Source organism: Bifidobacterium sp. WCA-178-WT-4B, assembly GCF_009696495.1.
Lineage (GTDB): Bacteria > Actinomycetota > Actinomycetes > Actinomycetales > Bifidobacteriaceae > Bifidobacterium > Bifidobacterium infantis.
This window is the reverse complement of the sequence record NZ_VULV01000007.1, coordinates 28,363-53,716: the sequence shown is the minus strand read 5'-3', so window position 1 is coordinate 53,716 and position 25,354 is coordinate 28,363. Positions and strand designations below refer to the sequence as shown.

Sequence of the window (25,354 nt, the reverse complement as noted above, 5' to 3'; positions counted from 1 at the left end):
GTGGAGGAACCTCGAACAACAGCCAGACAGTCCGGCCGAATCGGAGCCAACGCATATCGGACAACCGCACAACTCAAGAAACTCAAGGAAAGAGGAATCATGAGCGAGTCCACCTACCCGTCCGTCAAGGATTTGACTCTTGAAGAGAAGGCATCCCTCACCTCGGGCGGCGACTCCTGGCATCTGCAGGGCGTGGAGTCCAAAGGCATCCCAGGCTACATGATCACTGACGGCCCCCACGGCCTCAGGAAGTCCCTGACCTCCAGCACCGGCGAGACCGATCTCGACAACTCCGTGCCCGCCACCTGCTTCCCGCCGGCGGCCGGCCTGTCCAGCTCCTGGAACCCGGAACTCATCCACAAGGTCGGCGAGGCGATGGCCGAGGAGTGCATCCAGGAAAAGGTGGCTGTGATTCTTGGCCCCGGCGTCAATATCAAGCGCAACCCGCTCGGCGGTCGCTGTTTCGAATACTGGTCCGAAGACCCGTATCTCGCCGGCCATGAGGCGGTCGGCATCGTCGCCGGCGTGCAGTCCAAGGGCGTGGGCACCTCGCTCAAGCACTTCGCCGCCAACAACCAGGAGACCGACCGTCTGCGCGTCGATGCCCGCATCAGCCAGCGCGCCCTGCGTGAGATCTACCTGCCGGCCTTCGAACACATCGTCAAGACCGCCCAGCCGTGGACCATCATGTGCTCCTACAACCGTATCAACGGCGTGCACTCCGCCCAGAATCACTGGCTGCTGACCGACGTGCTGCGCGACGAGTGGGGCTTCGAGGGCATCGTCATGTCCGACTGGGGCGCCGACCACGACCGCGTGGCCTCCCTGAACGCCGGCCTCAACCTCGAAATGCCGCCGAGCTACACCGACGACCAGATCGTCTACGCCGCCCGCGACGGCCGCATCGCCCCCGCCCAGCTCGACCGCATGGCCCAGGGCATGATCGACCTCATCAACAAGGCCCGCGCTGCGATGAGCATCGACGGCTACCGTTTCGACGTGGACGTGCACGACGAAGTGGCCCACCAGGCCGCCATCGAATCCATCGTCCTGCTCAAGAACGACGATGCGATTCTTCCGCTGAACGCCGACCCGGCAGCGGCCCGGAAGATCGCCGTCATCGGCGAATTCGCCCGCACCCCGCGCTACCAGGGCGGCGGCTCCTCCCACATCACCCCCACCAAGATGACCAGCTTCCTCGACACGCTCGCCGAGCGCGGCATCAAGGCCGACTTCGCCCCCGGCTTCACGCTCGATTTGGAACCGGCCGACCTGGCCCTCGAATCCGAAGCTGTGGAAACCGCCAAGAACGCCGACGTGGTCCTCATGTTCCTGGGCCTGCCGGAAGCCGCGGAATCCGAGGGCTTCGACCGCGACACCCTCGACATGCCCGCCAAGCAGATCGCCCTGCTCGAACAGGTCGCCGCCACGAACCAGAACGTCGTGGTCGTGCTGTCCAACGGCTCCGTGGTCTCCGTGGCCCCGTGGGCCAAGAACGCCAAGGGCATCCTCGAATCCTGGCTGCTCGGCCAAGCCGGTGGCCTGGCGCTCGCCGATATGATCTTCGGCCAGGTCAGCCCGTCCGGCAAGCTCGCCCAGTCGATTCCGCTGGACATCAACGATGACCCGAGCATGCTGAACTGGCCGGGCGAGGAGGGCCATGTCGACTATGGCGAGGGCGTGTTCGTCGGCTACCGCTACTACGACACCTACGGCAAGTCTGTGGACTATCCGTTCGGCTACGGCCTGAGCTACGCCACGTTCGAGATCGCTGACGTCGCCGCCGCCAAGACCGGCGCAAACACCGCCACCGTGACCGCCACCGTGACCAACACCTCCGATGTGGACGCCGCCGAAACCGTGCAGGTGTATGTGGCTCCGGGCAAGGCCGACGTGGCCCGCCCGAAGCATGAACTCAAGGGCTTCACCAAGGTGTTCCTCAAGGCCGGCGAATCCAAGAGTGTGACCATCGACCTCGATGAACGCGCGTTCGCCTACTGGTCTGAGAAGTACAACGACTGGCACGTGGAGTCCGGCGAATACGCCATCGAAGTGGGCGTGAGCTCCCGCGACATTGCCGACACCGTTGTCGTGACCCTCGAAGGCGATGGCAAGAGCCAGCCGCTCACCGAATGGTCCACCTACGGCGAATGGGAGGCCGATCCGTTCGGCGCCAAGATCGTGGCCGCCGTGGCCGCCGCCGGCGAGGCCGGCGAGCTGACGAAGCTGCCCGACAACGCCATGATGCGCATGTTCCTCAACTCCATGCCGATCAACTCGCTGTCCACCCTGCTGGGCGAAGGCGGCAAGAAGATCGCCAAGTTCATGGTCGACGAGTACGCCAAGCTCGCGAAGTAAGGACTGAAGCGAGGCAATCGCACGGCGTAAGAAACCCCCGTTGAGGGGGATTTTGTCTGTTAACGGATTACACTGGAATACCGTAAGGCAGGGACAATGGAGGGTTTGTGGACAGAACTATGCCATACCCCCGTTTAAGGGAAGTATTCACGGGGGGGGGGGACGTTCCCGGCGACAACACCCCCGGACCATCAACGACAGGGCAGGAAAGTCATACCAGGACCGGCGACCCGGCCCCGACCATCGAGGCGGCCTACCAAACATGGTAATGGGGTGGCAGCATGAAGTGCTTTTGGTCGGTGATACCGATTTCATTACCCAACAGTGGATTCAGCATGCCTTTCCCCGAGACCGTGTGGTGATAGCGGAACGAGAAGGCACCGTAGGCGGCAATGACCGTCTCAGAATCGTCAACATGTCTGGCGCCAACACCCTTGCCGAAACCCTTACTGCATACGAATTTGATCGCATCGTATTCTTTTCCGAAAATCTGACCCCACGCAGTGACCGGGACGGCGATCTGGGAGCACTGCGAAGACTCCTGCATGCCATTCGCAACAGGCAAACGCAAATGCTGATGGTCAGCGGCCCCGAATCTGAATTCATCTATCCGGAAAACGCCGACGTACACGATACCAGCAAAAGCCTGATGTCTCGAGCGTCGGAAGAACTCTGCCTGTACTACGCACACACCTACCATCTGGAAGCGAAAATCATTCGCTGCCCATACCTGTATGCACCCGAACGCAATGGGGCAACCGCATATTTCGGCAGGCTGTTCGAACAGGCGTCAGCAGGGTCGATCTCATTCCGTGAACGCGAACAGCAGCAGACATGCTTTCTCTGCGCCGACGATCTTGCCGAACTGATCTACCGCATGTTCGACGATTGGACCGCCGAAAGCGAAGTATTCCACGTGCCCAACGTGTTCAACTTCACATACGGTGATTTGGCTGATGTGATCAGCGCGGCATTTCCCGGATTGTCGGTGACTTTTGGCGAAGGCAGGCCCCAAAGCTACCCAGCAGACGACCATGCGCTGCGCTTGCGTTATGGCTGGTCGCCACGATACTCGCTCAAACAGGATCTTCCCCTGGTGCTGCAACGCTGGAAAGAGGCGCGTGCGCGGGAACAGTCCGAAAAGCACCCGATCTGGGATTTTCTGCGTAACCATTCGAAACCATGGATCGCATTCGAAATCTGCGTCACGTTCATACTGGAGGAACTGCTTCGCACCGCGGTACAAGGCGACAGTCAGCTGGGAACCGTGGATTTGCGCCTGTTTTTCGTGGTGATCGTCGGCACGATGTACGGAATGAACGCAGGCGTGTTCGCGGCCGCGCTCGCATGTGCCGGCATGGCGTTGTCGTACGCGTCGAACGGCGCGTCATTCGCTCCACTGTTTTACGACACGTCGAACTGGCTTGCATTCGTAGTGTATTTCGTTGCCGGCGCAGTATGCGGATACGTGCAGATGCGCAATCGCGAAAACCTGCGATTCATGCGTGACGAAAACAGTTTGCTGCGTGAACGACTTGCGTTCCTGCGTGACCTGTACCACGATGTGCTTGATGATCGTCGTATGCTGCGCGGACAGATTATCGGCAGGCGCGACAGTTTCGGCAAAATGTATGCGATGACCCGTGAATTGGACGAAGTGCTGCCTCGAAAGCTGTATCACGCGGCCATTCGCATTATGCAAGATACGTTGGGAGGCGATAGTTTCGGTATTTACCGAATCGATAATGGTGGTCGTTTCGCGCGTTTGGTGGCCGCGAGTCCGCAGGCCGAATCCTTATTCAGTAAATCGGTGCTGCTTGAGAATTATGCCAACATTGTCACGGCCTTGGATCATGGCGGATTGTGGGTAAACCGCAATCTTGAACAAAACCTTCCAATGTATGCGGCGGGCGTGCATGCCGATGGCAAGCTGGCCGTGGTGATTGTGCTTGCCAAAGCGCAGCCCGACCAAATGAACCTGTACTTCCAGAACCTGTTCACCATCATGTGCGGCTTGGTGCAATCCGCGATGGTGCGTGCCTTCGATTATGAGAATGTTGCGCGGCAGACGATGCTGGTGCCCGGCACGGAATTCTTGAACACTCAGGCGTTCCTGCCCAAAGTGCTGGCTGCAAACGAGCTCAAGTACGCTCATATGAGCAATCATCTGCTGTTGCGTGTGGAAGGCGCCTGGCAAGACGATGGTAGCCGCCTGAGGGGAGCCCTTCGTCAAACGGATGAGGCCGGTGTACTGCAGGACGGCAATGTGTATGTGCTCATGAATCAGGTCAGCGAGCATGAGCTGCCGATCATCAACGGTCGTTTGACCCAGGCTGGATTGCATGCGAAGTTGGTTTCAGTCCACGAGGAAGATTCGTTGCTGGCTGAGGCTTCGGAACAAGTAGCTGCCGAGTCGCAAGCGGATGAAACGCCGCGCAGTGACGCTGCGCCGAATGACTCCGCATCGCATGAAGGTGGCGCAGCATGAATGCGACGGTGATGGCGATGCTGCTTATCGCCGTGCATGTAATGATATGCGTGCTGCTGTGCGTATTGTCTCGCGTTGGCGTGCTTCGTGTGGAGGGGCGGCTGCTTCCTTTCATGCTGCTGGTGCCATTGTGGGGGCCGTTATGTGTGCTGTTGCTGCATGCGAGCACGCTGATTCGCGCTGGCGAGCACACGGTTCCGGGGCTTGAGCAAATGCGTGTGGATGATGAGGAGCGTCGAAGCATTCTCGTTGGGGAACGAGCCGATTTCGCCAATACAGTGCCGTTGGAAGAGGCGTTGATCGTCAATGATTCGAGTCAGCGGCGCAGTCTGGTGATGTCCATTCTCAACGATAATCCCAGCCGTTATATCGATGTGCTGTCGCAGGCCCGACTGAATGAGGATGTGGAAGTCGTGCATTACGCGGCTACCGCCTTGGCGCAGATCAGTGCCAAGGAAGATCTTGCATTGCAGCGCTGCCGTAACGATTATCTGCAGCATCGAAATTCCGAAACGATGTTGGAACGGTATTGCGATGCGCTGGAACGATATGTCAATTCCGGTATTGCGCAAGGATACGCTTTGCAGTTGCAGAAACAACGATATGCCGAAGTGTTGCAGGAACGACTTCGCCAACATGGCGATTATCACGTTGCGTGCCGTCTTGCGCAAATGCAGATTGATCTTGGACTTTTTGATGATGCCGCACACACCGTTGACGGCGCTATGGAACGGTGGCCGGATCAAGGCGATGTATGGCTGATGCGTCTGCGACTCGATGCCGCACGCAATGATGGCGATGCGTTGCATCAAACCGTTCAGCAGATCGAAAGCAAACATATTTATCTCGGTGGCCAGGGAAGACGAGCTCTGCGGTTCTGGACTGGAACCAAGGAGGTTGAACGCGCATGACCAGAGGATTCCTGTCAGACGTGTTGGCCAAGTGGAAGCGATTCCGCTGGCAAGGTCTGGTCAAAGTCTGGGCCATGTTCATGGCCATCGCTTTGGTGTTGCTGGTGGAGAGCCTGGGCGTGCATTACGGTGCAACGCGGTTCGACATCACCTACTTGGATCGAGACAAAGCCATTCCAGCAGCCGACGCCATCGCTGGCGAAAAAGCCACGAACCTTTTGGTGATCGACAGTTCGCAGGAGGGTGTCTCCGATGCTGAAAGCATGCTTGACCGTGTGCTTCTTGACATGAAAGTGCCCACTGTCACCGTCGATCTTGCGCAAGGTGACGAGATTCCTACGTTGAAGCAGTATCAGACGATGGTGATTGCCATGCCCAACTTGGATCCGTTGGGCGAACATGTGCTGCAGATCATGCAATGGGTCAAAAAGGGCGGCGGCGTCATGTTCGCCATGACCCCGGAGAAAACCGGCTATCTGGATGTGATCGGCCCGCAGATCGGCATTGAATCGTCCGCATACAAATATGTGGTGACTGAGGGCATTACACCGTCCGAGGATTTTATGTTGGGTGGCGGTCAGACATACATGTTCAGTGACCCGTTCAAATCGTCGCTGAGCGTCGCGTTGAATGAGCGTGCACAGGTGGAGGCGGTCAGCAGCAATGGCAGAACGCCATTGGTGTGGAGGAGCTCGGTGGAGTCAGGAACGGCTGTGATGTGCAATATCGGCATTTACGTCAAGATGGTTCGAGGATTTTACGCTTCGGCGTTCAGTCTGCTCAGTTCCGCCATGGCCTATCCGGTGATTAACAGCGCGGCTTTCTACCTGGACGATTTTCCGTCTCCAGTACCGTCTGGCAATGGCAAATACATCAAACGTGACTACAACATGAGCATTTCCGAATTCTATTCTCAAGTATGGTGGCCAGATTTGGTGCGTCTTGCGGAACGGTACGGTATTCGTTTCACCGGTGTGATGATTGAGAATTACGGCGATGACACCAAGAATGATCCTGTACGACAGACGGACAACACACAATTCGAGTATTACGGAGGATTGCTGCTTCGGCAAAACGGCGAAATCGGATATCACGGGTACAACCATCAGCCGTTGGTGTTGCCGAATACGGATTACGGCAACGAATACACGTACGTGCAATGGCCGAATCGCAAAGCCATCGTCGATTCGTTGAACGAACTGATTGCCTTTCAAAAGACAGTGCTTCCCGCTGCGACATCGTCGGTCTATGTGCCGCCGTCCAATATTCTTTCCAGTGAAGGCCGCCAAATCATCGGTGAGGATGTGCCTCAGATTCGTGCCATCGCCAGCATGGCCTTTCCTCCCGACAGTTCTCTGGAGTATGTGCAGGAGTTCGGCGTGGCAGCCGATGGTGTGGTTGAAGCTCCCCGTATTGTGTCGGGAAGCATGGTGAATAATTCATACATGCGTCTTGCCGCGGTTTCCGAACTGAATATGCATTACGTGAGTTCGCACTTCATGCATCCCGACGATCTGCTTGATGAAGATCGTGGCGCGAAAGAAGGTTGGGAAACCTATCGCAAGGGATTAGAAGATTATTTGGATTGGTTGGAACAGTCGGCTCCGTCCATTCGTATGCAGACTGGAACGGAATGCGCTGCGGCGGTGCAGCGATTCTCAGGATTGACGGTTTCGATGGCAACGTCCGACGATAGTTGGGATTTGCATCTTGGCAACCTTATCGATCAGGGCTGGCTCATGTTCCGTGCGAACAATGGCACGCCTGGCAGGGTTCGTGGCGGAAGTCTCACCAAGCTGACCGGGAACCTGTATCTGCTCAAAGCCACGAGCGCCACGGTTCATATCGAACGCAAGACCGGGGGAGAGGCATGAGAATCTGCCTGGTTTTGGAAGGATGCTACCCGTACGTGCATGGTGGCGTGTCCACGTGGATGCATAGTTATATCGAAGCGATGAAAGAGCACGAGTTCGTGTTGTGGGTGATCGGCGCCAAAGCCGAAGACCGCGGCAAATTCGTATATGACCTGCCCGGCAATGTGGTGGAAGTGCATGAGGTGTTCCTCGACGACGCCTTGCGTCTGAGCGGTGAACGAGCGCAAGTGTCGTTCACCGAGGGGGAATTGCGGTCATTGCGCGAACTGGTGAATCTTGGCAGCCCGGACTGGGATGTGCTTTTCAACCTGTTCCACACAAGAGGCGTGCATCCGCTTTCGTTCCTGCAAAGCCGTGAATTCATCGACCTGTTTACGCAAATCTGCATGGAAGAATATCCGTATGTGGCCTATGCCGACGCTTTCCATACTGTGCGCTCCATGTTGCTTCCGGTGTTGTACTTGATGGGCGGCGAAGTGCCGGAAGCGCAGATATACCATGCGATTTCCACCGGATATGGCGGATTGCTGGCTTGTTTGGGCGGTTCCATCAACCATGCGCCGGTATTGCTTACGGAACATGGCATTTATACGCGCGAACGTGAAGAGGAGATTATTTCCGCCGAATGGGTGCTGCCGGCTTTCCGTCCGCGTTGGATTCGTTTCTTCTACATGCTTTCAGAACATATCTACCAGCGTGCATGGCGTGTCACTAGTTTGTTCGGTCGTGCCCGTCTTATCCAAATCGGTATGGGTGCTCCCGCCGATGCCTGCCAGGTTATTCCCAATGGCATTCAATACGAACGTTTTTGTGATATTCCCCTGAAGCCCGATGACGGTTGGGTCGATATCGGTGCGGTGGTGCGCATGGCTCCCATCAAAGACGTGAAGACCCTGATTCACGCGTTTCATGGGCTTTCATCTCGTGTTGACAACGTTCGCCTGCATATTCTCGGCGGTGTTGACGATCAGGAGTATGCCGACGAATGCCATGAGCTTGTGGAGCAGTTGGGTGTGCGCAATCTTGAGTTCACAGGACGTGTGAACGTGGTCGAATACATGCGCAAGCTTGATTTCACCGTGCTGACCAGCATTTCCGAAGGCCAACCATTGTCGGTGTTGGAATCGTTCGCAGCCGCACGCCCGTGCGTGACCACTGATGTCGGCTGTTGCCGTGAGCTTTTGGAAGGCGAGGATGGCGACGATTTCGGCACTGCCGGCTTTTATGTGCCTCCCATGTACCGCGAAGGCTTAAGCGGGGCGATGGAACGCATGTGTTCCAGCCGTACGTTGCGTGAAACCATGGGGCAGATCGGCCGCAATCGTGTGAACGCCTATTACCGTCATGAGCGCATGCTTGACGATTATCGCAAGCTGTATGCCGATACCGCGGATCAGTTCGGATTGGAACGCTGATATGGCCGGTATTGGATTTGAACTGAAGAAACTGTTCCATCGTAGGGGCTTGATGGCGATGCTGCGAGCCTATGGCTATGCCGGCGTGATTTGCGCCGGCCCGATGCTGCTGGGCGTGCTTCTGCAGTTTGGCGTGCTGATCGTGAGCAGTCGGTGGCAGGTGGGCCGCCCCGACCGTGATCTGCTTGTATGCATGATCACATACACATTGCTCTCCTCGTTGGTATTGACAAGTTTTCTGTCGATGCCGGTCACACGTTTTTTGGCGGATATGCTGTTTGATCACGATGAGAAGATGATTCTGCCGTCGTTTTGGGGGTCTACCGGCATCATGTTGGTAGCGGGCGCGGTGTTGTACACGGTGTTTCTGCTGTTTTCTGGAGCCACGCTGATGCAGGGTGTGTTGTGTTTATGGTTGTTTCTTGAAATGGTCGTCAACTGGAATGCGATGAGTTATTTGACGGCCATTAAAGATTACAAAAGCATTCTGTATTCTTTTGTTGCGGCGGTGCTGGTGGCGTTCGTCACGTCATGCGTGTTGCTTGCGTTGGCATGCCCTCCTGTGGAGTCGCTGTTGTTCGCAGTGGTGCTTGGCTATGGTGTGATGCTGGTGTGGGATGTGCTGCTGTTGCATCGGTATTTTCCGCAAAGTCGTGAGCATCCGTGGCTGTTTCTGCAGTGGGTCGATCAGTTTCTGCCGTTGGCGTTGACCGGATTGTTCACCACCATTGGCTTGTTCGCCCATTTGGTGATCACCTGGTGTGGACCTCTTGGTATCAAGGTGAAGGGTTTGTTTTATGGTGCGCCATATTACGATGTGCCCGCCATGCTGGCGTTTTTGACGATTCTGATCACCACGGTGAATTTTGTGGTGTCGGTGGAGGTCAATTTCTACCCAACATATCGGTCGTATTACAGTTTGTTGAATGATGGAGGCACGGTCAAAGACATTACCGTTGCCGAAAACGAAATGCTGGCTGTGCTCAATCGAGAATTGCATTACACGGCATTGAAGCAATTGCTGGTGACCGCTGCCGTGATTTCGTTGGAAAAAACAGTGCTGAACGCGCTACCTTTGGGTTTCAACGATGTGATGCACGGATATTTCCGTGTGCTCTGCGTGGGGTATGCCCTTTATGCGGTCGGCAACACCGTGATGCTGATTCTGCTGTATTTCACCGATTATTCCGGTGCGTTGACGGCATCGGCATTGTTTGCCGTTTCAACGGTTGTGTTCACGGTGATCAGTCAGTTTTTCACTACGACACTGTTCGGTTTCGGTTTCCTGATGGGCGCTTCGTTGTTTGCCATATACGCGACTTTCCGTCTCGCCTCATATACCGACAATCTTCCGTACCGAGTATTGGGGCAGCAGCCGATTGTGGCGCAAACAAAGCGGGGACGTTTCATGGAATTGGGCATACTGCTTGAACGTGGCGAACAGCGGATCGACCAATCATTGCATCGTCCAAGGTATGCACGGTCTTCTAACAAGGTGAATAATGCAGAAAACGGATGGCATAATCGGGAGGAATCGTAAATCATGACATGGTGGAATCGACGCAGCGCAAAAGCCATTACCGCGCTTGTCAAGCGGATAGCGGCATTGATGGCAATACTGACGGTGCTTTTCTGCGCCGGATGCGAGACCTCGACACCTGGCGAAAGCGGGCAATCGCAATCATCGGATTCGTCGCGGACGCATGAGCAAGTCAAGAAAAGCGCTGAACAGAGCATCGACGGCGCACACTTGCGCGACAACGAATCGTTATACAAGGTGTATGACGATAGCGGCGTGGAAACCATGTATTTGACGGTATCGCGCGGTAATTCGTCGGAAGGCACCGACCATAGCTGGAGTGAAATCAACCAATATTCCGCAGATGACTATACGGCCATGGGCGTTGAACGCTACAAGGTCAATGGTCTGCTGCAGGTGGGCGATGAGCAGGGTCCCGTCTCCGGCGAACTCGGCTTCGGCGAAAGCGCGCCGAACGCCACCGTGCAGATACGAGGCCAATCGTCAAGTAAATTTCAGCAGAAAAACTACAAGATCGAGTTGAAAAACGGCAAAGGCAAGTGGCGTGGACAGCGCACCATCGCATTGAACAAACATGTGAACGATGGCTTGCGTTTCCGCAACAAAATGGCGTACGACCTTATCAAGGGCATTGACCAGATGATGGGCCTGCGCACGCAATTCGTGCACTTGTATGTGAAAGACGAGACCAGCGGATCGGATTCCTTCGACGATTACGGCCTGTACACGCAAGTCGAACAACTCAACAAAACCGCATTGCAGGCGCACGGACTCGACAAAAACGGCCAGTTGTACAAAGTCAATGATTTTGAATTCTATCGAGACGAAGATGTGATCAAACTTGCCGACGATCCCGACTACGATCAGACGAAATTTGAGAAAAAACTCGAAATCAAAGGCGACAACGACCATACCAAACTGATAGCCATGCTGAATGATCTCAATGATTATTCCGTTCCGATGAGCGAAATCCTCGGCAAATATTTCGATACCGAAAACATCGCATATTGGATGGCATTCCAATTATTGACCGGCAATATCGACACGCAAAACCGTAATGTGTACCTGTATAGTCCTACGAATTCGGATACTTTTTACCTGCTTGACTGGGACAACGACGGTATGCTCATGCGCAAGGAATATGAGATCAGGCAACGTGCTGACGGCCAAAGCTGGGAAAACGGCATCAGCAACTATTGGGGCAACATACTGTTACGACGTTGCCTGCAGACCAAGTCGTTCCGCACCGCGCTCGATAAAGCCGTCAACGACGAATACAAATACATGAGCGCCGGTCGCATCAATTCCATGGTGCGGCAGTATCGTTCCATCGTTGAGCCATACGTGCAGAAGATGCCCGACTCCATGCATGAGCCCCTGACGTCAAGCCAATACGACACGGTGGCAGACCAATTGCACAGCGAAATCGAGCAGAATTACCAGACGTACCAAACCGGATTCAACAAGCCCATGCCGTTCTATATCGGCAAGCCGACTCCCGCCAACGGCAAGCTTAGGCTCAACTGGGATGTGGCCTACGATTTCAACGATGAGGATCTGCGTTACGCCGTCACCGTGTCCAAGGACTATGCGGGCGACGACGTAGTGTTCTCGCAAAGAGATGTCGTGCTGCCGGAAGCCGTGATGGACATGCCTGACGAAGGCCAGTACTTCATCAAGGTGAGCGTGCGCAATGCGTCAGGCTACACGCAAGACGCATTCGACCATTACCTCACCGACGGCAACAAGATTTACGGCACCAAATGCTTCTATGTGAAAGCCGACGGCAGCATTGTGGAGGATGCCAATGAGTAGCGGCCGCGGCAACCAGGGCACGTCGCTGCTCGGCCGCATCGCGAACCGTGTCGGCGAAGAGCTTTCCGTTCCGCCGCGCACGGCCAAGGAACGGTTCCGTCATGAGCTCAAATATCTGATCTCATACGCGCAAAAAGCCGATTTGAATGTGCGTATGGCACCGCTGCTTGGCCTTGACAAGCATGCGGGTAATGGCGGCTATATGATTCGCAGCCTGTACTTCGACGATTATTGGAACACCGCGTATCAGGAAAAAGTCGACGGTGTGCTGCTGCGCAAGAAATACCGTATTCGCATCTACGATTACAGCGACCGCGTGATCAAACTGGAACGCAAACGCAAAAGCGACAGTTGGATTTACAAGGAGGATGCGCCGCTCACCCATGAGCAGTTCGACCGCATTCTTGCCGGCGATTACGAGTTTTTGCGCGACAGCGAGCATCAATTGTGCCGCGAGTTTTATGTGGAATGCATGTGCAATGTGTTGCGTCCGCGTGTGATCGTCGATTATGAGCGCGAACCGTGGATTCTTGACGCTGGTACCGTGCGTGTCACTTTCGATATGAACGTGCGTGCGGCGGTTGGAGGATTCGATATTTTCGACTCCACACTGCCGGTATTGCCCGTGCTTGAGCCTGGAAAACTGGTGATGGAAGTCAAATTCACTGAATTCCTGCCACAAATGGTACGCGATCTGTTGCCAGGCAAAGCTCAGGAGTTGACATCGGCTTCGAAATACGTGTTCTGTTATGACAAAGCCTCGTATTTGCGGGGATTCGGCTACTGGCAGGAAGGCTGGAGCGTGCCGAGCCTGTAAAGCCGAGCCTGTAATCAGCTGACATTTCGGCTGGCGTATCCCGAAACAATACACGTTACGAATCAAGGAAGTAAGAGAGAAAGAGCAGCGTTATGAGCGTTAATGACATGATCAAAAAGTCGGTGCTGAAATCCTTCACCCAATACAATGTGCCCAAAATGGCGTTGGCATTGCTGGTGGCGTTGATCGTCGGCATCATCATCTACTACGTGTACCGCCGTTTCTACACGGGCGTGGTGTATTCGCGCAGTTTCGCGGTCACATTGGTGGGCATGTCCGTGCTCACCTGCATGGTCACGTTGTCCATCAGTACGAATATTGTGATTTCCCTTGGTATGGTCGGTGCGTTGTCGATTGTGCGTTACCGTACCGCGGTCAAGGATCCGATGGATCTGCTGTATTTGTTCTGGTCGATTACTTCAGGTATTGCGGCGGGTGCTGGCATGTATGTGCTGGTGATTGTGGCCGGATTGGTGATGATCGGCATGCTGGCATTGTTTTATTCGCATCAGGACAAGGGACGCGTGTACATTGCGGTAATCCACTATGTGGGCGATATGGTTGGCGATGAGATCATGCGCGCGTTCGGACGCACTAAATTCTTCGTCAAATCCAAAACCATGCGTAGCGAACGCACGGAAATGGCCGTTGAAGTGTTTTGCGACGACAAGGATATGACGTTCGCCGAACGTATCCGTGCGATTGACGGCGTCGAGGACGTCACACTGATACAGTACAACGGCGAATACCACGGATAGTTTTTTCGACGAGGGGAGGACCGAGTGACCGACATGCCAGAAATGGGCGGAATGCCGTCCGACAACGAGCTGGTGCCTTTCTTCACATTCGAAGACATCGATCATGCGCTCGAAAACGGCGAATTCTGCTGTTATCTGCAGCCTAAATGCAATGCGGAGACAGGAACCATTGTAGGAGCTGAGGCGTTGGTGCGCTGGAATCACCCCAAATATGGCGTGATTCCCCCAAGATGGTTCGTCCCGGTATTGGAAAGAGCCGGGCGTATCTGCCATGTGGATATGTTCGTATGGCGCTTCGTGGTTGAGATGCTGGGCAGATGGGAGCGTGAAGGACGCAATCTGGTACCGGTTTCCGTGAACGTGTCCATGATGGATATCGACCAGATGGATGTGGCCGACGTGATCGGCGGACTGTTGAACGAATATGACGTCGACGCGCGTCTGTTGCGGGTGGAAATCACCGAAAGCACCGTGGCGAAAAACCTGTCCATGGTGAAGGACACCATCCGTAAACTGCATGCGAGAGGCATCGTGGTGCTGATGGATGATTTCGGTTCGGCATATTCCTCGCTGAACATGCTCAAAGACATTAATGTCGATATGATCAAACTGGACACGAAGTTCATCGAGCTGAGCAAGGAGAATGCCGGTAAAGGCGTGAAAATCATCCAATCCATAATTGTGATGGCTAAGAAGCTGCATCTGATGGTCATCGCCGAGGGCGCCCAGACCAAGGAACAGGTCGATTGGCTGGAAGCAGTCGGATGCGGATACATCCAAGGGTATTATTTCTACCCTCCACTGCCGGTGAAACGGATGGAAACGCTGTTGGCCGAGCGTGCCGACGGTCGGCACTATTGGGATATGCCGTGCGATTACCTGCATCGCGGTCATGTGACCGTCAACGGCCGGGTGCTGTTGGGAGTCTCCGCGTTGGCGGCCGACGCCTTTGAAATCCTGGCTGATGGTCTGGCGGAAATATCTCGGTTGAATGTGGCGACAGGCGAATACCGTGCCATCAAACGAGATGGGGTGATTCCTGATCCGGAAGTCGACGAATTCGGCGCCTACATGCGTGCGGTGACCGCCAGCCGGGTGGTGCATCCTGACGATGTCGGACGATTTCTCGCCGATCTGAATTTGTCTTCGATCCGGGAACGGCTATACAGGCAGGAAACCGTGCTGGGGATATACCGCAGCGAGATATTGGCCAAAACCGGCGTAGTCACATTCGCGGCGGTTCCCACTCACGCATGCTCCCCATCCGACCCTTGGGCTGTGGTGCTGGTCGGACGGAATCTGCCCATAGGACTATTGGCATGCAGTGATGCCGATAATTACCGCAGGGACTCGCTTACGGGACTACTCAACCGCAATGCCTACGATAACGATTTGGAGTGCATCCAGGCCCCGCATGACAAGCCGTTGACGGTGGTGTACGTCGACATGAATGGACTGCATGAAATCAACAACTATTTGGGACATGCCAAGGGCGATTCAGTGTTGTGCTGCCTTGCGAATGCGATGCGTGCCTGCTTCGGGGACGACAGGATCTACCGCATCGGAGGTGATGAGTTCGTGATTATCAGCTGCAACCATACAGTGAGCCAAAGTATGCGTCGGATGGCGCGTATGCGTCGGGATTTTCTGAAAGGTGATTGGGATATATCCGTAGGCATGGCCGAATCCGATGATGGAGGGGATCTTCCAGACCTCATCAAGCAGGCGGAAATCCGTATGCGCCAGGACAAGAAACAGCATTACGTCAATGGTGGAGGCAAACGCCAGCTCCGCATGCTCAACAACCAGCTTGAGAATATTCTGGTGCGCAATGGGGATGTGAGAATGCTGCTTGAATATCTGAATGTACGTTATCCGGTGTCATTTATCGTCAATCTGAATACCGATACGCAGCGTTCGATCATGGTGCCCGATTTCTTTCAGCGTATGCTTGATGGTCATGGCGGTTCCTTCCGCGAAGCATTACGTGAGTTTTGCTGTGTGAGGATTGTTCCCGAATATCAAGAAGGTCTCCTGCGACTGCTTGACTACGATGTCGTCCGTAGCCGGCTCAAGTCGGAAGGTGCAGTGCAATGCGGTTACGTGAGGAACGACGGTGAGCGGTTCATGTTGACGATTCTTACCGACAGCAGATCCGCGGACGAGACCATGTGGGTGTTCGAACATAAGGTGCTGCCGTAGCGGAAGGCTCGAGACCCTCAGAGGCATAGCCCTGGGATTCCGCAACCTCGACACCACCATCACCAGAAGCCTGCTGCACGCCGGCGGCTTCAGGCACGCCATCCAAACCCGCCTCTGACACATGCCCCTACACGCCAAAATCGGAAAAGCTGGAAATACTACAACGCGCCGATTGTTGTATGTGCAACTGTTGTATATGGGTCTCTTTATCATGAATTGTTGCGTATACAACAATGTGGGGTGAAGGTGCAAACGCACACGGCCCCGCATGGTACGGAGGACAATGGATCGGCATATTCTCAGCATCGAAATGCGTGCGGTAACCAAAGCCGTCGACCGCTATCTGGGCGAGAGCATGCCGCAAACCGCCAGGGAAACCACCGGCGGCAACGCGCATATCATCATGTTCCTGGCGCGTAATCGCGGTCGTGAGATCTACCAGCACACCATCGAACAGAAATTCTGCATCACCCGGTCCACCGCCTCGCGTGTGCTGGCCCTGATGGAGAAGAAGGGCCTGATCGCCCGTGAATCGGTGGAGCATGACGCGCGCTGCAAGCGCATCGTCCTGACCGACAAGGCGGACGCGATCGTCGCCGATCTCAAGGCGAATGGTGACCGGGTCGAACGGTTGCTGGTCGGTGGCTTCTCCGATGGAGAGAAGGCCGCTCTGCGCGACTACGTCGCACGCATGCGTGCGAACATCGAGCGCGCACAACGCGAATTTGAACATCAAACACTCCCTCAGTCACCTGTGGTGATGGCTCCCGATCAAGACGGAGCGGAGGTTGCTAACACGAAGGAGGAGAACGAATGAGCGATACCGCAGAGGCAATCGCGCAGGCGCGCAAAGCCGTCGAACCCGGTAGACCTAAGCATGTACTGCGCACGCTGGGTCATTCGATTCGTGAATACAAGAAAGCCAGCATCCTGGCTCCGGTGTTCGTGGCGGTCGAAGGTATTCTGGAAATCCTGATTCCGACCATCATGGCTTCGCTGATCGATGAGGGTATCACCGGTGGCAGCATGCCGGCCACCGTCAAGTTCGGCGTGATTCTGCTGGTGTGCGCGATGGTTTCGCTGGGTGCCGGCTTCCTGTCCGGAAAGTACGCGGCCGTGGCTGGCGCGGGCTTCGCCAAGAACCTGCGCAAGGACCAGTTCGAGAAGGTGCAGGGCTTCAGCTTCACCAACATCGACCGGTTCTCCACCGGTTCGATCGTGACCCGACTGACCACCGACGTGACGAACCTGCAGAACGCCTACATGATGATCATTCGTCTGGGCGTGCGTGCCCCGATCATGGTGGTCGTAGCCTGGCTGTTCTCGTTCCGCATCTCCCCGTCGATCTCCCTGGTGTTCCTGGCCTGCATCCCGATCCTGGCCATCGGCCTGTGCGGTCTGGTCGTGCTCGTGCACCCCGTGTTCGAGCGCGTGTTTCACACCTACGATGCGCTGAACAACGTGGTCGACGAGAACCTGCAGGGCATCCGCGTGGTCAAGTCCTACAACCGCGAATCCTTCGAGGTCTCCAAGTTCGGCCGCATCTCCCAGCGCATCTTCAAGGACTTCACCAAGGCTGAGCGTATCATGAGCTTCAACATGCCGATCATGATGGTGTGCGTCTACGCCTCGATGATTCTCATCGCATGGATGGGCGCGCAGCAGATCGTCGCTTCCGGCAATAATGCGGCGTTGGGCCTGTCCACCGGCGAGCTGACTTCGCTGGTCACCTATGCCATGCAGATTCTTATGGCCATGATGATGCTGTCCATGATTTTCGTCATGGTGATTATTTCTCAGGCTTCTGCCGAGCGTATCTGTCAGGTGCTGCAGGAGGAAAGCACGGTGCAGAACCCGGCTCACCCGGTGACTGACATGGCCGACGGCTCCATCGAATTCGACCACGTCACCTTCCGCTACTCCGACAGTTCCGAAAAGCCCGTGCTTGACGACATCAACCTGAAGATTCGTTCTGGCATGACCATCGGCATCGTCGGCGGTACTGGTTCGGCAAAGTCGTCTCTGGTACAGCTGGTGCCGCGACTGTACGACGTGAGCTCTGGCTCGCTCAAGGTCGGCGGCGTGGACGTGCGCGACTATGACATCGAGGCGCTGCGCGATCAGGTGGCCATGGTGTTGCAGAAGAACGTGCTGTTCTCCGGCACTATTGCCGAAAACCTGCGCTGGGGCAACCCGAACGCCACCGATGAGGAGATTCGCCATGCCGCGCAGCTCGCGCAGGCCGATGGATTCGTTCAGGAATTCCCCGACAAGTACGACACGTACATCGAGCAGGGCGGCACCAATGTGTCCGGCGGACAGCGCCAGCGCCTGTGCATCGCCCGTGCGCTGCTGAAGAAGCCGAAGATTCTGATCCTCGACGATTCGACCAGCGCCGTCGATACCAAGACGGACAAGCTGATCCGCGCCGCATTCCACAACGAGATCCCGGACACCACGAAGATCATCATCGCCCAGCGCGTGGCCTCCGTGCAGGAATCCGACATGATTCTGGTGATGGATTCCGGCCGTATCATGGCCTCCGGCACGCACGAGGAACTGCTCACCACTTGCGATGAATACCGTTCCATTTACGAATCCCAGACCAAGAACCAGGCTAAGACCGAAGAACTGGCCGCTGCCGAACAGGCTGCTGAGTCATCTACCGCTGAGCCGTCCGAAACCGTGACGGTGACAGTGACCATGCCCACGGCCGATACCAGCGTAGTTGATACCAATGCAGCCGATGCCAAGGAAGGAGAAGCACGATGAGCAACGACCAGAGTTTCAAGAATCGCGAGCCCGCCATGGGCAAAGCCGACCCCGGAACCATCAAGCGCATCTTCGGCTACATCTTCCAATACAAATTGCGCGTTATCGCCATCGTGGTGTGCATTTTGGTTGGTGCCGCCGCGCAGGCCGGATCCGCGCTGTTCCTCCAATCGCTGATTGACACTTACATCCTGCCGATGGTGGGGGAATCGAACCCCGACTGGGCTCCGTTGCTGCGCGCCATCAGTCTGATGGGCTGCCTGTATGTGGCTGGTATCGTGACATCCTGGGCTTGGCAGTGGCTGATTATCACCGTTGAACAGGGCACGCTCAAGAAGATTCGTGACGATATGTTCGCCCACCAGCAGAAGCTGCCGATTCGCTACTTCGACAGCCACGAGCACGGCGACATCATGAGCCACTACACCAACGACACCGATACGCTGCGCCAGGCCATCTCGCAGTCGTTCCCGCAGATGTTCTCCTCGATTATCTCCGCGGCCGCGGCGCTGCTGTCCATGCTGTGGCTGTCCATTCCATTCACCGCGTTCGTGATCGTGTTCACCGTTCTGCTCTACTTCATCGTGCGCAAGATCGTGAGCCGCTCCGGCCGCTACTTCGTCAAGCAGCAGCAGTGGATCGGCGACGTGAACGCCTTCGTGGAGGAATCCGTCAACGGCCAGAAGGTCATCAAGGTCTTCAACCATGAGGACGCCACCCAGAAGACATTTGACGAAAAGAACGAGGAACTCTTCGAGGCGTCCGCCGAAGCGAACACCTGGGGCAACGCCACCATGCCGGTCGTCGGCAACATGGGCTACCTGCTCTACATCCTGCTCGCCATCGTCGGTGCCGCCGTCTCGCTGGCCGGCGTCAACGACATCGGCCTGACCGGCGTCAAGCCGCTCACCCTCGGTACGCTCGTCTCCCTGCTGACCCTATCCCGCTCGTTCATCAACCCGATCGGCCAGGTCTCCCAGCAGCTGACCATGGTGATGATGGCGCTCGCCGGAGCCTCCCGTATCTTCAAGCTGATGGACGAACCCATCGAGGAAGACAAGGGCACCGTGACGCTCGTCAACGTGGAACTTGGCGAGGATGGCCGCACCATGACCGAAGTCGACCACGAGACCGGCCACTGGGCATGGAAGCGTGAGGTCGGCGACGACGGTACGATGTCTCTGAAGGCCGCAGAAAAGCTCAAGGGCTCGGCCCGCGAGGTGGTGATGAAGGCCAAGGAGCAGGCGATCACCTCGCCCGACGGCCGACTGACCCTGCTGCGCGGCGACGTGCGCTTCACCAACGTGACCTTCGGCTACAACCCGGACAAGCCGGTGCTGCACGACATCACCTGGTTCGCCAAGCCCGGCCAGAAGATCGCGCTCGTCGGCGCCACCGGTGCCGGCAAGACCACCGTGACCAACCTCATCAACCGGTTCTACGACATCCAGCACGGCCAGATTCTGTATGATGGCATCTCCGTGGCCGGCATCAAGAAGCCTGACCTGCGCAGGTCTTTGGGCATCGTGCTGCAGGACGTGAACCTGTTCACCGGCACCGTGATGGACAACATCCGTTACGGCCGCCTGAACGCCACCGATGAGGAATGCATCGAGGCCGCGCGTCTGGTCAATGCGGACAGCTTCATCCGCATGCTGCCCAAGGGCTACGACACAGTGCTCGAAGGCGACGGTTCCGGCCTGTCCCAGGGCCAGCGCCAGCTGATTTCCATCGCCCGTGCGGCGGTGGCCGATCCGCCCGCGCTGATCCTTGACGAGGCCACGTCCTCGATTGATACGCGCACTGAAGAGGTTGTGCAAGCTGGTATGGATAACCTGATGAAGGGCCGTACGGTCTTCGTCATCGCCCACCGCCTGTCCACCGTGCGCAACTCCGATGTGATCATGGTGCTCGACCATGGCAACATCATCGAGCGTGGCTCGCATGACGAGCTGATCGCGCAGAAGGGCGAGTACTACCAGCTGTACACCGGCGCGGTGGAACTGGAGTAGCCGGTACGCCAGTAAAAACCGCACCTCGATTATCGGGTTGAAGCAATTCTCATCCGGTGGTTGAGGTGCGGTTTTCTATGTTGAGAGCCGTGTGTTGGCGCAGGATTACGAATATTGGCGGTGAAAAGAGTACATTTGAACTGTTGCTTTGACGATGTATCGGCCGCAAGGAGGGGACTATGGCGTTCGTGACGTTGAAGGATGTTGCTCAACGTGCCGGTGTGTCGGCTGCTGCTGTTTCCCAGATACTTCACAATAAAGGCCGCTTTTCTAGTGATACGCGACAGTTGGTGCTGAAAACTGTTGAGGAAATGGGGTATGTGCCCGATCAACGTGCTCGTTCCATGCGCTCGTCGGATACTAAGACTGTTGGCCTGCTGGTTCCTGATTTGCGCAATCCGTATTTCGCCGATCTGGTTGCTTCGATGGAGGATGAACTCTACCGGCATGGGGTCTCCACTCTGATTGGCACGTCTTCGGAAAGCGTGGAACGCCAGGATGTGTTTAACGTCTTATCATCAAATAAGCTGATGATGAAACGTTAAATCATCAGAAGTCAGAGATGACCCAGCGGCTGTTATGGCAGCAAAGGAGCACTTCGATGGAAAAGATTATTCTGGATTGCGATCCCGGTCATGATGATGCCATGGCCATCATGCTTGCTGTAGGCAACCCCAAAATTGACCTAGTGGGTGTGACCACGGTGGGCGGCAATCAGAGCCTTGAAAAGGTGACGTACAACGCCCGGTCCGTTCTGGAAATGGCGAAGGCCACGGACATCCCAGTGCACGCCGGTTGCGATAGGCCCCTCGTCCGCAAGCAGGAGGTCGCCGCATCGATTCACGGCGAGACCGGTTTGGATGGCGTTGAATTGCCGGTTCCCACCCGTCCACTGGATTCCGGCCATGCCGTGAACTGGATTATCGATACGATTATGGCCAGCGAGCCGGGAACAATCACGCTTGTGCCGACCGGCCCTCTGACCAACATCGCCATGGCCGCCCGTATGGAGCCGCGCATCGTAGACCGCGTCAAGGAAGTCGTCCTGATGGGCGGCGGATACCACGTCGGCAATTGGAGCGCCGTAGCGGAATTCAACATCAAGGTGGATCCCGAGGCCGCGCACATCGTGTTCAACGAGCCGTGGAAGCTAACCATGGTTGGCCTTGATCTGACCCATCAGGCGCTGTGCACTCCGGAGGTTCAGCATCGCATTGATGCCATCGGCACTGATTCGTCACACTTCGCCAGCGGACTTATGGACTTTTTCCGCAAGACCTATCGGGATAATCAGGACTTCATCGATCCGCCGGTGCATGATCCCTGCACGGTCGCCTATCTGATTGATCCGAGCGTGGTGTCGACTCGCCGTTGCCCGCTGGATGTCGAAATCCACGGTGACCTGACACTGGGCATGACCGTTGCCGACCTGCGTGGCCCGGAACCGTCCGCCGAGGAATGCCATACGCAGGTCGCGGTGAAACTCGACTTCGATAAGTTCTGGGATCTCATTGTCGATGCCATCGTTGCTATCGGCTGACGGACGAAGAAGAATGCGTAAAAGGACAAGGGAATAGTCATGTCGACAGTCAGATCCGAAAAAATGCTTGATGAGGGCGGCAAGTCCATTGTCGCTTTGATGGCTGCGCTGATGGCGTCGGTTTTCGCTTTTCAGCTCAACGCTTCCATGCTTTCGCCGGCGCTTACCACTATGGAGCGCGGGCTGAACACCAGCAGTTCACAGATCAGTCTCACCCAGACGGTCTTCTTCACCGCATGTGCGCTGTTCTCACTGTTCCTGCCTCGACTGGGCGATCTCGCAGGCCGCAAGAAAGTATTGCTGGGCATGCTGAGCATCACCGCCATCGGCTGTGTGGTCTCGGCGTTGGCCGTGAATGTGCCCATGCTGATGGTCGGTCGCGTGATGCAGGGCGTATGCGGACCGGTGGTGCCGATGACGCTCATCATGCTGCACGCCAAGGTGACTGAGGACGCCAAATATGCGCGACTGATGTCGATTCTTACCTCGGTGAACGGCGGTATTGGCGGTGTTGACGCCATCCTCGGCGGCTGGCTTGCCGGCACGTTCGGCTTCCGTTCCGTGTTCTGGGTGATGGTCGGTGTCGCCGTGGTCGCAATCGTGCTGGTGTCGATGTTCGCCGATGAAAGCACGGCCAAAGAGACCCCGAAGATGGATTGGGCCGGTGCAATCGTTCTTGGCATCGCCTTCCTGGCAGCCTATCTGGCCATCAATGAAATACAGAAACTCGGCGACGCGAATTGGGTGCTCGTCGCTATCGAGGTGGTAGCGGCTGCGGTCGCCTTCGTGATCTTCTGGAAGGTCGAGAACCGCAATCCCGCACCGATGGTCACCACCCACTATCTCAAGCAGCCGCGCACCTGGGGCCTGCTGCTCACCACATTGCTCACCATGACCGGCGTGTTCGCCATCATGAACGGCGTTGTGCCGGCCTTGGCTCAGGACGGTAAGTTCGGCACCGGATTGGGAGCCGACGTGGTGTCGTTCGCCACGCTGACCCCATATGCTTTGGTTGGTCTGGTCTTCGGCGTGGTCGCCGGTGTGCTTGCCTCCAAGTTCGGTTACCATCGCATGCTCCGCGTTGGCATTCTGGTCAGCTTGGTCGGCGTGCTGTTCGGCGTATACGTTGCACACTTCCCGAGCGTATGGGCCTTGCTGGTTATCTCGGTGGTGCTCGGTGTGGCATACGCGGGCACGGCGAACATCATGCTCAACGGTTTGGGTATTGTGCTGTCGCCGGACGACAACCCAGGATACTTGCCCGGCCTCAATGCGGGCGCGTTCAACCTCGGCGCAGGCCTGAGCTACGCAGTGCTATATGCCGTGATGAACGCATTCGCGAGCTCCTCGGGCGGCACTGCCGGTTACTCGGCGGCAATGATCGCGTCGGCCGTGCTTCTGGGCCTTGCTCTGCTGGCTTCGTTCGTCATCCCCAAGCTTGAACGAGCCGATTGACCAAGGTGTGCGTAACACGCTCGCCATCACCGAACTGCTCGGTCATCCGGAAGTCAAGGTTTACAAGGGTCTACCACATTCCAGCACCACCGATTCCTTCACCGTGGGCGAGATTTCCGCCTTCATCCACGGCGTCAACGGCATCGGTGATGTTGAAATTCCGGATTCTAGCCGTGCGCCGGAAACCGAATCCGCCTCGTCATCCGCAAAAAAGATCGGCGAGTGATCGTTGGCTCTATTCGTCAACGACAACGAAAGGAAATGCTATGACAGCATCTGACATTCTTGCGGCACTTGATCGAATCCAAGGCACGGTTTGCGTCGTCGGTTCGATGAATGCCGATTACACCGTGGTCACCGAGCGTCTGCCTGGACCGGGGGAGACTGTCATCGGCGGCCCGCTGCAAGTGTTGCCCGGCGGCAAATCCGGCAACCAGGCTGCTGCTGCGGCACGTATTGGCGCCACTGTTTACATGTTTGGAGCGGTGGGTTCCGATGCCAATGCCGAGTTCCTGCTTGGTGCATTGCGAGAAGCCGGCGTGGATACCCAGCACGTGCGTCATGTACCGGGGGCCAGCGGTACCACGGTCATCACCGTGGACGCGAACGGAGAGAACACGATTGTCTACTCTCCGGGCTCCAATGCGCAGGTCAGTGTTGATTATATCGAGGCGATGCGCGGTGAATTGACTTCGGCGAATGTGCTTGGCCTGTGCTTGGAAAGCCCGATCGAGACCGTTACCGCGGCTGCGCGTATCGGGCATGAAGCCGGTGTGCCGGTACTGCTCAACAATTCACCGTTTACGCCGGTGCTGCCGGACGAGCTGGTGCAGCTTGCCGATATCCTGCTCGTCAACGAGCATGAGATGGCGCAGATGTTCGGTATCGCCGAACCCGAAGACGGCGACTGGTCCGGATTCGACTGGCTGGCTGCGGCCGATCGTATGCGGGAGCTCGGGTTCGACCGGGCGATTGTGACGCTCGGCGGTGATGGCTCGATGGTGCTGGATGCATCATGTGCTGTTGCTTCGGTGACCCGCATCGCACCGGTTCTGGTCGAAGCCGTGGACACCACCGGTTGCGGCGACTCGTTCATGGGTGCCGTGCTGGCAGGACTGGCCTCAGGCTTTGAGCTGCGTGAAGCGGCTCAGCTGGCTTCGTTCGTTTCTGCATATGCGGCTACCGGTCTGGGTGCCCAAGCGTCTTACGGTTCCGCCGCCCAGATTCGTGAGCTATTTGTGCCCTGACCGGTTTTCGGTAGTTTCTCTCAATGGCCTCAACCAGCACGTCATATTCGTGCTGGTTGAGGCCATTGCATTAGGGGCCGCGTATATGAACAATCCCCGAGGCATTCGCCGACGAACTGCTGGAATTAACCAACGAACAAGGGCGTTGCA

The 25,354-nt window shown here is 56.5% G+C and carries 16 protein-coding genes and 2 pseudogenes; all 18 read left to right on the top strand.

The window, feature by feature from the left end; translation table 11 throughout:
* Window positions 1–99: 99 nt before the first annotated feature.
* Window positions 100–2,358, top strand: coding sequence for an exo-alpha-(1->6)-L-arabinopyranosidase (locus FYJ31_RS06310; protein ID WP_154536296.1), 2,259 nt, complete (start codon window positions 100–102; stop codon window positions 2,356–2,358).
* Between the two features lie 262 nt (window positions 2,359–2,620).
* Entirely contained in the window at window positions 2,621–4,846 is a 2,226-nt protein-coding gene (locus tag FYJ31_RS06305; RefSeq protein WP_143724429.1) for an NAD-dependent epimerase/dehydratase family protein, read from the top strand.
* A complete protein-coding gene (locus FYJ31_RS06300; protein ID WP_032744722.1) occupies window positions 4,843–5,757 on the top strand; it encodes a hypothetical protein in 915 nt (304 codons plus the stop codon). The genes FYJ31_RS06305 and FYJ31_RS06300 overlap by 4 nt, the downstream gene beginning before the upstream one ends.
* On the top strand, window positions 5,754–7,631 hold the full coding sequence (locus tag FYJ31_RS06295; protein ID WP_154536295.1) for a DUF2194 domain-containing protein: 1,878 nt from the start codon (window positions 5,754–5,756) through the stop codon (window positions 7,629–7,631). The genes FYJ31_RS06300 and FYJ31_RS06295 overlap by 4 nt, the downstream gene beginning before the upstream one ends.
* Window positions 7,628–9,046, top strand: coding sequence for a GT4 family glycosyltransferase PelF (gene pelF / locus FYJ31_RS06290; protein WP_012577027.1), 1,419 nt, complete (start codon window positions 7,628–7,630; stop codon window positions 9,044–9,046). Before FYJ31_RS06295 ends, pelF begins: the two co-directional genes overlap by 4 nt.
* Before the next feature lies 1 nt (window position 9,047).
* Window positions 9,048–10,586, top strand: a complete 1,539-nt coding sequence (gene pelG / locus FYJ31_RS06285; protein WP_071478163.1) for an exopolysaccharide Pel transporter PelG — start codon at window positions 9,048–9,050, stop codon at window positions 10,584–10,586.
* A 3-nt stretch (window positions 10,587–10,589) separates the two neighbouring features.
* Complete coding sequence (locus FYJ31_RS06280) at window positions 10,590–12,401, top strand: CotH kinase family protein (protein ID WP_154536294.1); 1,812 nt, start codon at window positions 10,590–10,592, stop codon at window positions 12,399–12,401.
* Window positions 12,394–13,218: a polyphosphate polymerase domain-containing protein gene (locus FYJ31_RS06275; protein WP_154536293.1), complete on the top strand. Its 825-nt coding sequence runs from the start codon at window positions 12,394–12,396 to the stop codon at window positions 13,216–13,218. The genes FYJ31_RS06280 and FYJ31_RS06275 overlap by 8 nt, the downstream gene beginning before the upstream one ends.
* Window positions 13,219–13,310: 92 nt before the next feature.
* Window positions 13,311–13,976 carry a DUF4956 domain-containing protein gene (locus FYJ31_RS06270; RefSeq protein WP_154536292.1) on the top strand — a complete coding sequence of 222 codons (666 nt, stop codon included), beginning with the start codon at window positions 13,311–13,313 and terminating at the stop codon, window positions 13,974–13,976.
* 33 nt (window positions 13,977–14,009) lie between these two features.
* Window positions 14,010–16,178 (top strand): GGDEF domain-containing protein, encoded by a 2,169-nt coding sequence (locus FYJ31_RS06265; RefSeq protein ID WP_154536331.1) that lies wholly within the window; start codon window positions 14,010–14,012, stop codon window positions 16,176–16,178.
* 283 nt (window positions 16,179–16,461) lie between these two features.
* On the top strand, window positions 16,462–16,995 hold the full coding sequence (locus FYJ31_RS06260; protein WP_154536291.1) for a MarR family winged helix-turn-helix transcriptional regulator: 534 nt from the start codon (window positions 16,462–16,464) through the stop codon (window positions 16,993–16,995).
* Window positions 16,992–18,950 (top strand): ABC transporter ATP-binding protein, encoded by a 1,959-nt coding sequence (locus FYJ31_RS06255; RefSeq protein ID WP_154536290.1) that lies wholly within the window; start codon window positions 16,992–16,994, stop codon window positions 18,948–18,950. The genes FYJ31_RS06260 and FYJ31_RS06255 overlap by 4 nt, the downstream gene beginning before the upstream one ends.
* Window positions 18,947–20,962: an ABC transporter ATP-binding protein gene (locus tag FYJ31_RS06250; protein WP_154536289.1), complete on the top strand. Its 2,016-nt coding sequence runs from the start codon at window positions 18,947–18,949 to the stop codon at window positions 20,960–20,962. The genes FYJ31_RS06255 and FYJ31_RS06250 overlap by 4 nt, the downstream gene beginning before the upstream one ends.
* Before the next feature lie 179 nt (window positions 20,963–21,141).
* Window positions 21,142–21,468 (top strand): annotated as a pseudogene (locus FYJ31_RS06245) (LacI family DNA-binding transcriptional regulator); the annotation flags it as partial.
* A gap of 95 nt (window positions 21,469–21,563) precedes the next feature.
* Window positions 21,564–22,502, top strand: coding sequence for a uridine-preferring nucleoside hydrolase UriH (gene uriH / locus FYJ31_RS06240; RefSeq protein ID WP_012577036.1), 939 nt, complete (start codon window positions 21,564–21,566; stop codon window positions 22,500–22,502).
* Window positions 22,503–22,541: 39 nt separating this feature from the next.
* Window positions 22,542–23,957, top strand: a complete 1,416-nt coding sequence (uriT, locus tag FYJ31_RS06235; protein ID WP_154536288.1) for a uridine transporter UriT — start codon at window positions 22,542–22,544, stop codon at window positions 23,955–23,957.
* A pseudogene (locus FYJ31_RS06230) lies at window positions 23,944–24,153 on the top strand (ribokinase); the annotation flags it as partial. The gene uriT and the pseudogene FYJ31_RS06230, both read left to right, overlap by 14 nt.
* A gap of 70 nt (window positions 24,154–24,223) precedes the next feature.
* Entirely contained in the window at window positions 24,224–25,204 is a 981-nt protein-coding gene (locus FYJ31_RS06225; RefSeq protein ID WP_154536287.1) for a ribokinase, read from the top strand.
* Window positions 25,205–25,354: the final 150 nt, after the last annotated feature.

Bases quoted from the DNA above. Each gene is read 5' to 3' on its own strand.
- FYJ31_RS06310 (WP_154536296.1), top strand. From the start codon at position 100: ATGAGCGAGTCCACCTACCCGTCCGTCAAGGATTTGACTCTTGAAGAG.
- FYJ31_RS06305 (WP_143724429.1), top strand. From the start codon at position 2,621: ATGGTAATGGGGTGGCAGCATGAAGTGCTTTTGGTCGGTGATACCGAT.
- FYJ31_RS06300 (WP_032744722.1), top strand. From the start codon at position 4,843: ATGAATGCGACGGTGATGGCGATGCTGCTTATCGCCGTGCATGTAATG.
- FYJ31_RS06295 (WP_154536295.1), top strand. From the start codon at position 5,754: ATGACCAGAGGATTCCTGTCAGACGTGTTGGCCAAGTGGAAGCGATTC.
- pelF (WP_012577027.1), top strand. From the start codon at position 7,628: ATGAGAATCTGCCTGGTTTTGGAAGGATGCTACCCGTACGTGCATGGT.
- pelG (WP_071478163.1), top strand. From the start codon at position 9,048: ATGGCCGGTATTGGATTTGAACTGAAGAAACTGTTCCATCGTAGGGGC.
- FYJ31_RS06280 (WP_154536294.1), top strand. From the start codon at position 10,590: ATGACATGGTGGAATCGACGCAGCGCAAAAGCCATTACCGCGCTTGTC.
- FYJ31_RS06275 (WP_154536293.1), top strand. From the start codon at position 12,394: ATGAGTAGCGGCCGCGGCAACCAGGGCACGTCGCTGCTCGGCCGCATC.
- FYJ31_RS06270 (WP_154536292.1), top strand. From the start codon at position 13,311: ATGAGCGTTAATGACATGATCAAAAAGTCGGTGCTGAAATCCTTCACC.
- FYJ31_RS06265 (WP_154536331.1), top strand. From the start codon at position 14,010: ATGCCAGAAATGGGCGGAATGCCGTCCGACAACGAGCTGGTGCCTTTC.
- FYJ31_RS06260 (WP_154536291.1), top strand. From the start codon at position 16,462: ATGGATCGGCATATTCTCAGCATCGAAATGCGTGCGGTAACCAAAGCC.
- FYJ31_RS06255 (WP_154536290.1), top strand. From the start codon at position 16,992: ATGAGCGATACCGCAGAGGCAATCGCGCAGGCGCGCAAAGCCGTCGAA.
- FYJ31_RS06250 (WP_154536289.1), top strand. From the start codon at position 18,947: ATGAGCAACGACCAGAGTTTCAAGAATCGCGAGCCCGCCATGGGCAAA.
- uriH (WP_012577036.1), top strand. From the start codon at position 21,564: ATGGAAAAGATTATTCTGGATTGCGATCCCGGTCATGATGATGCCATG.
- uriT (WP_154536288.1), top strand. From the start codon at position 22,542: ATGTCGACAGTCAGATCCGAAAAAATGCTTGATGAGGGCGGCAAGTCC.
- FYJ31_RS06225 (WP_154536287.1), top strand. From the start codon at position 24,224: ATGACAGCATCTGACATTCTTGCGGCACTTGATCGAATCCAAGGCACG.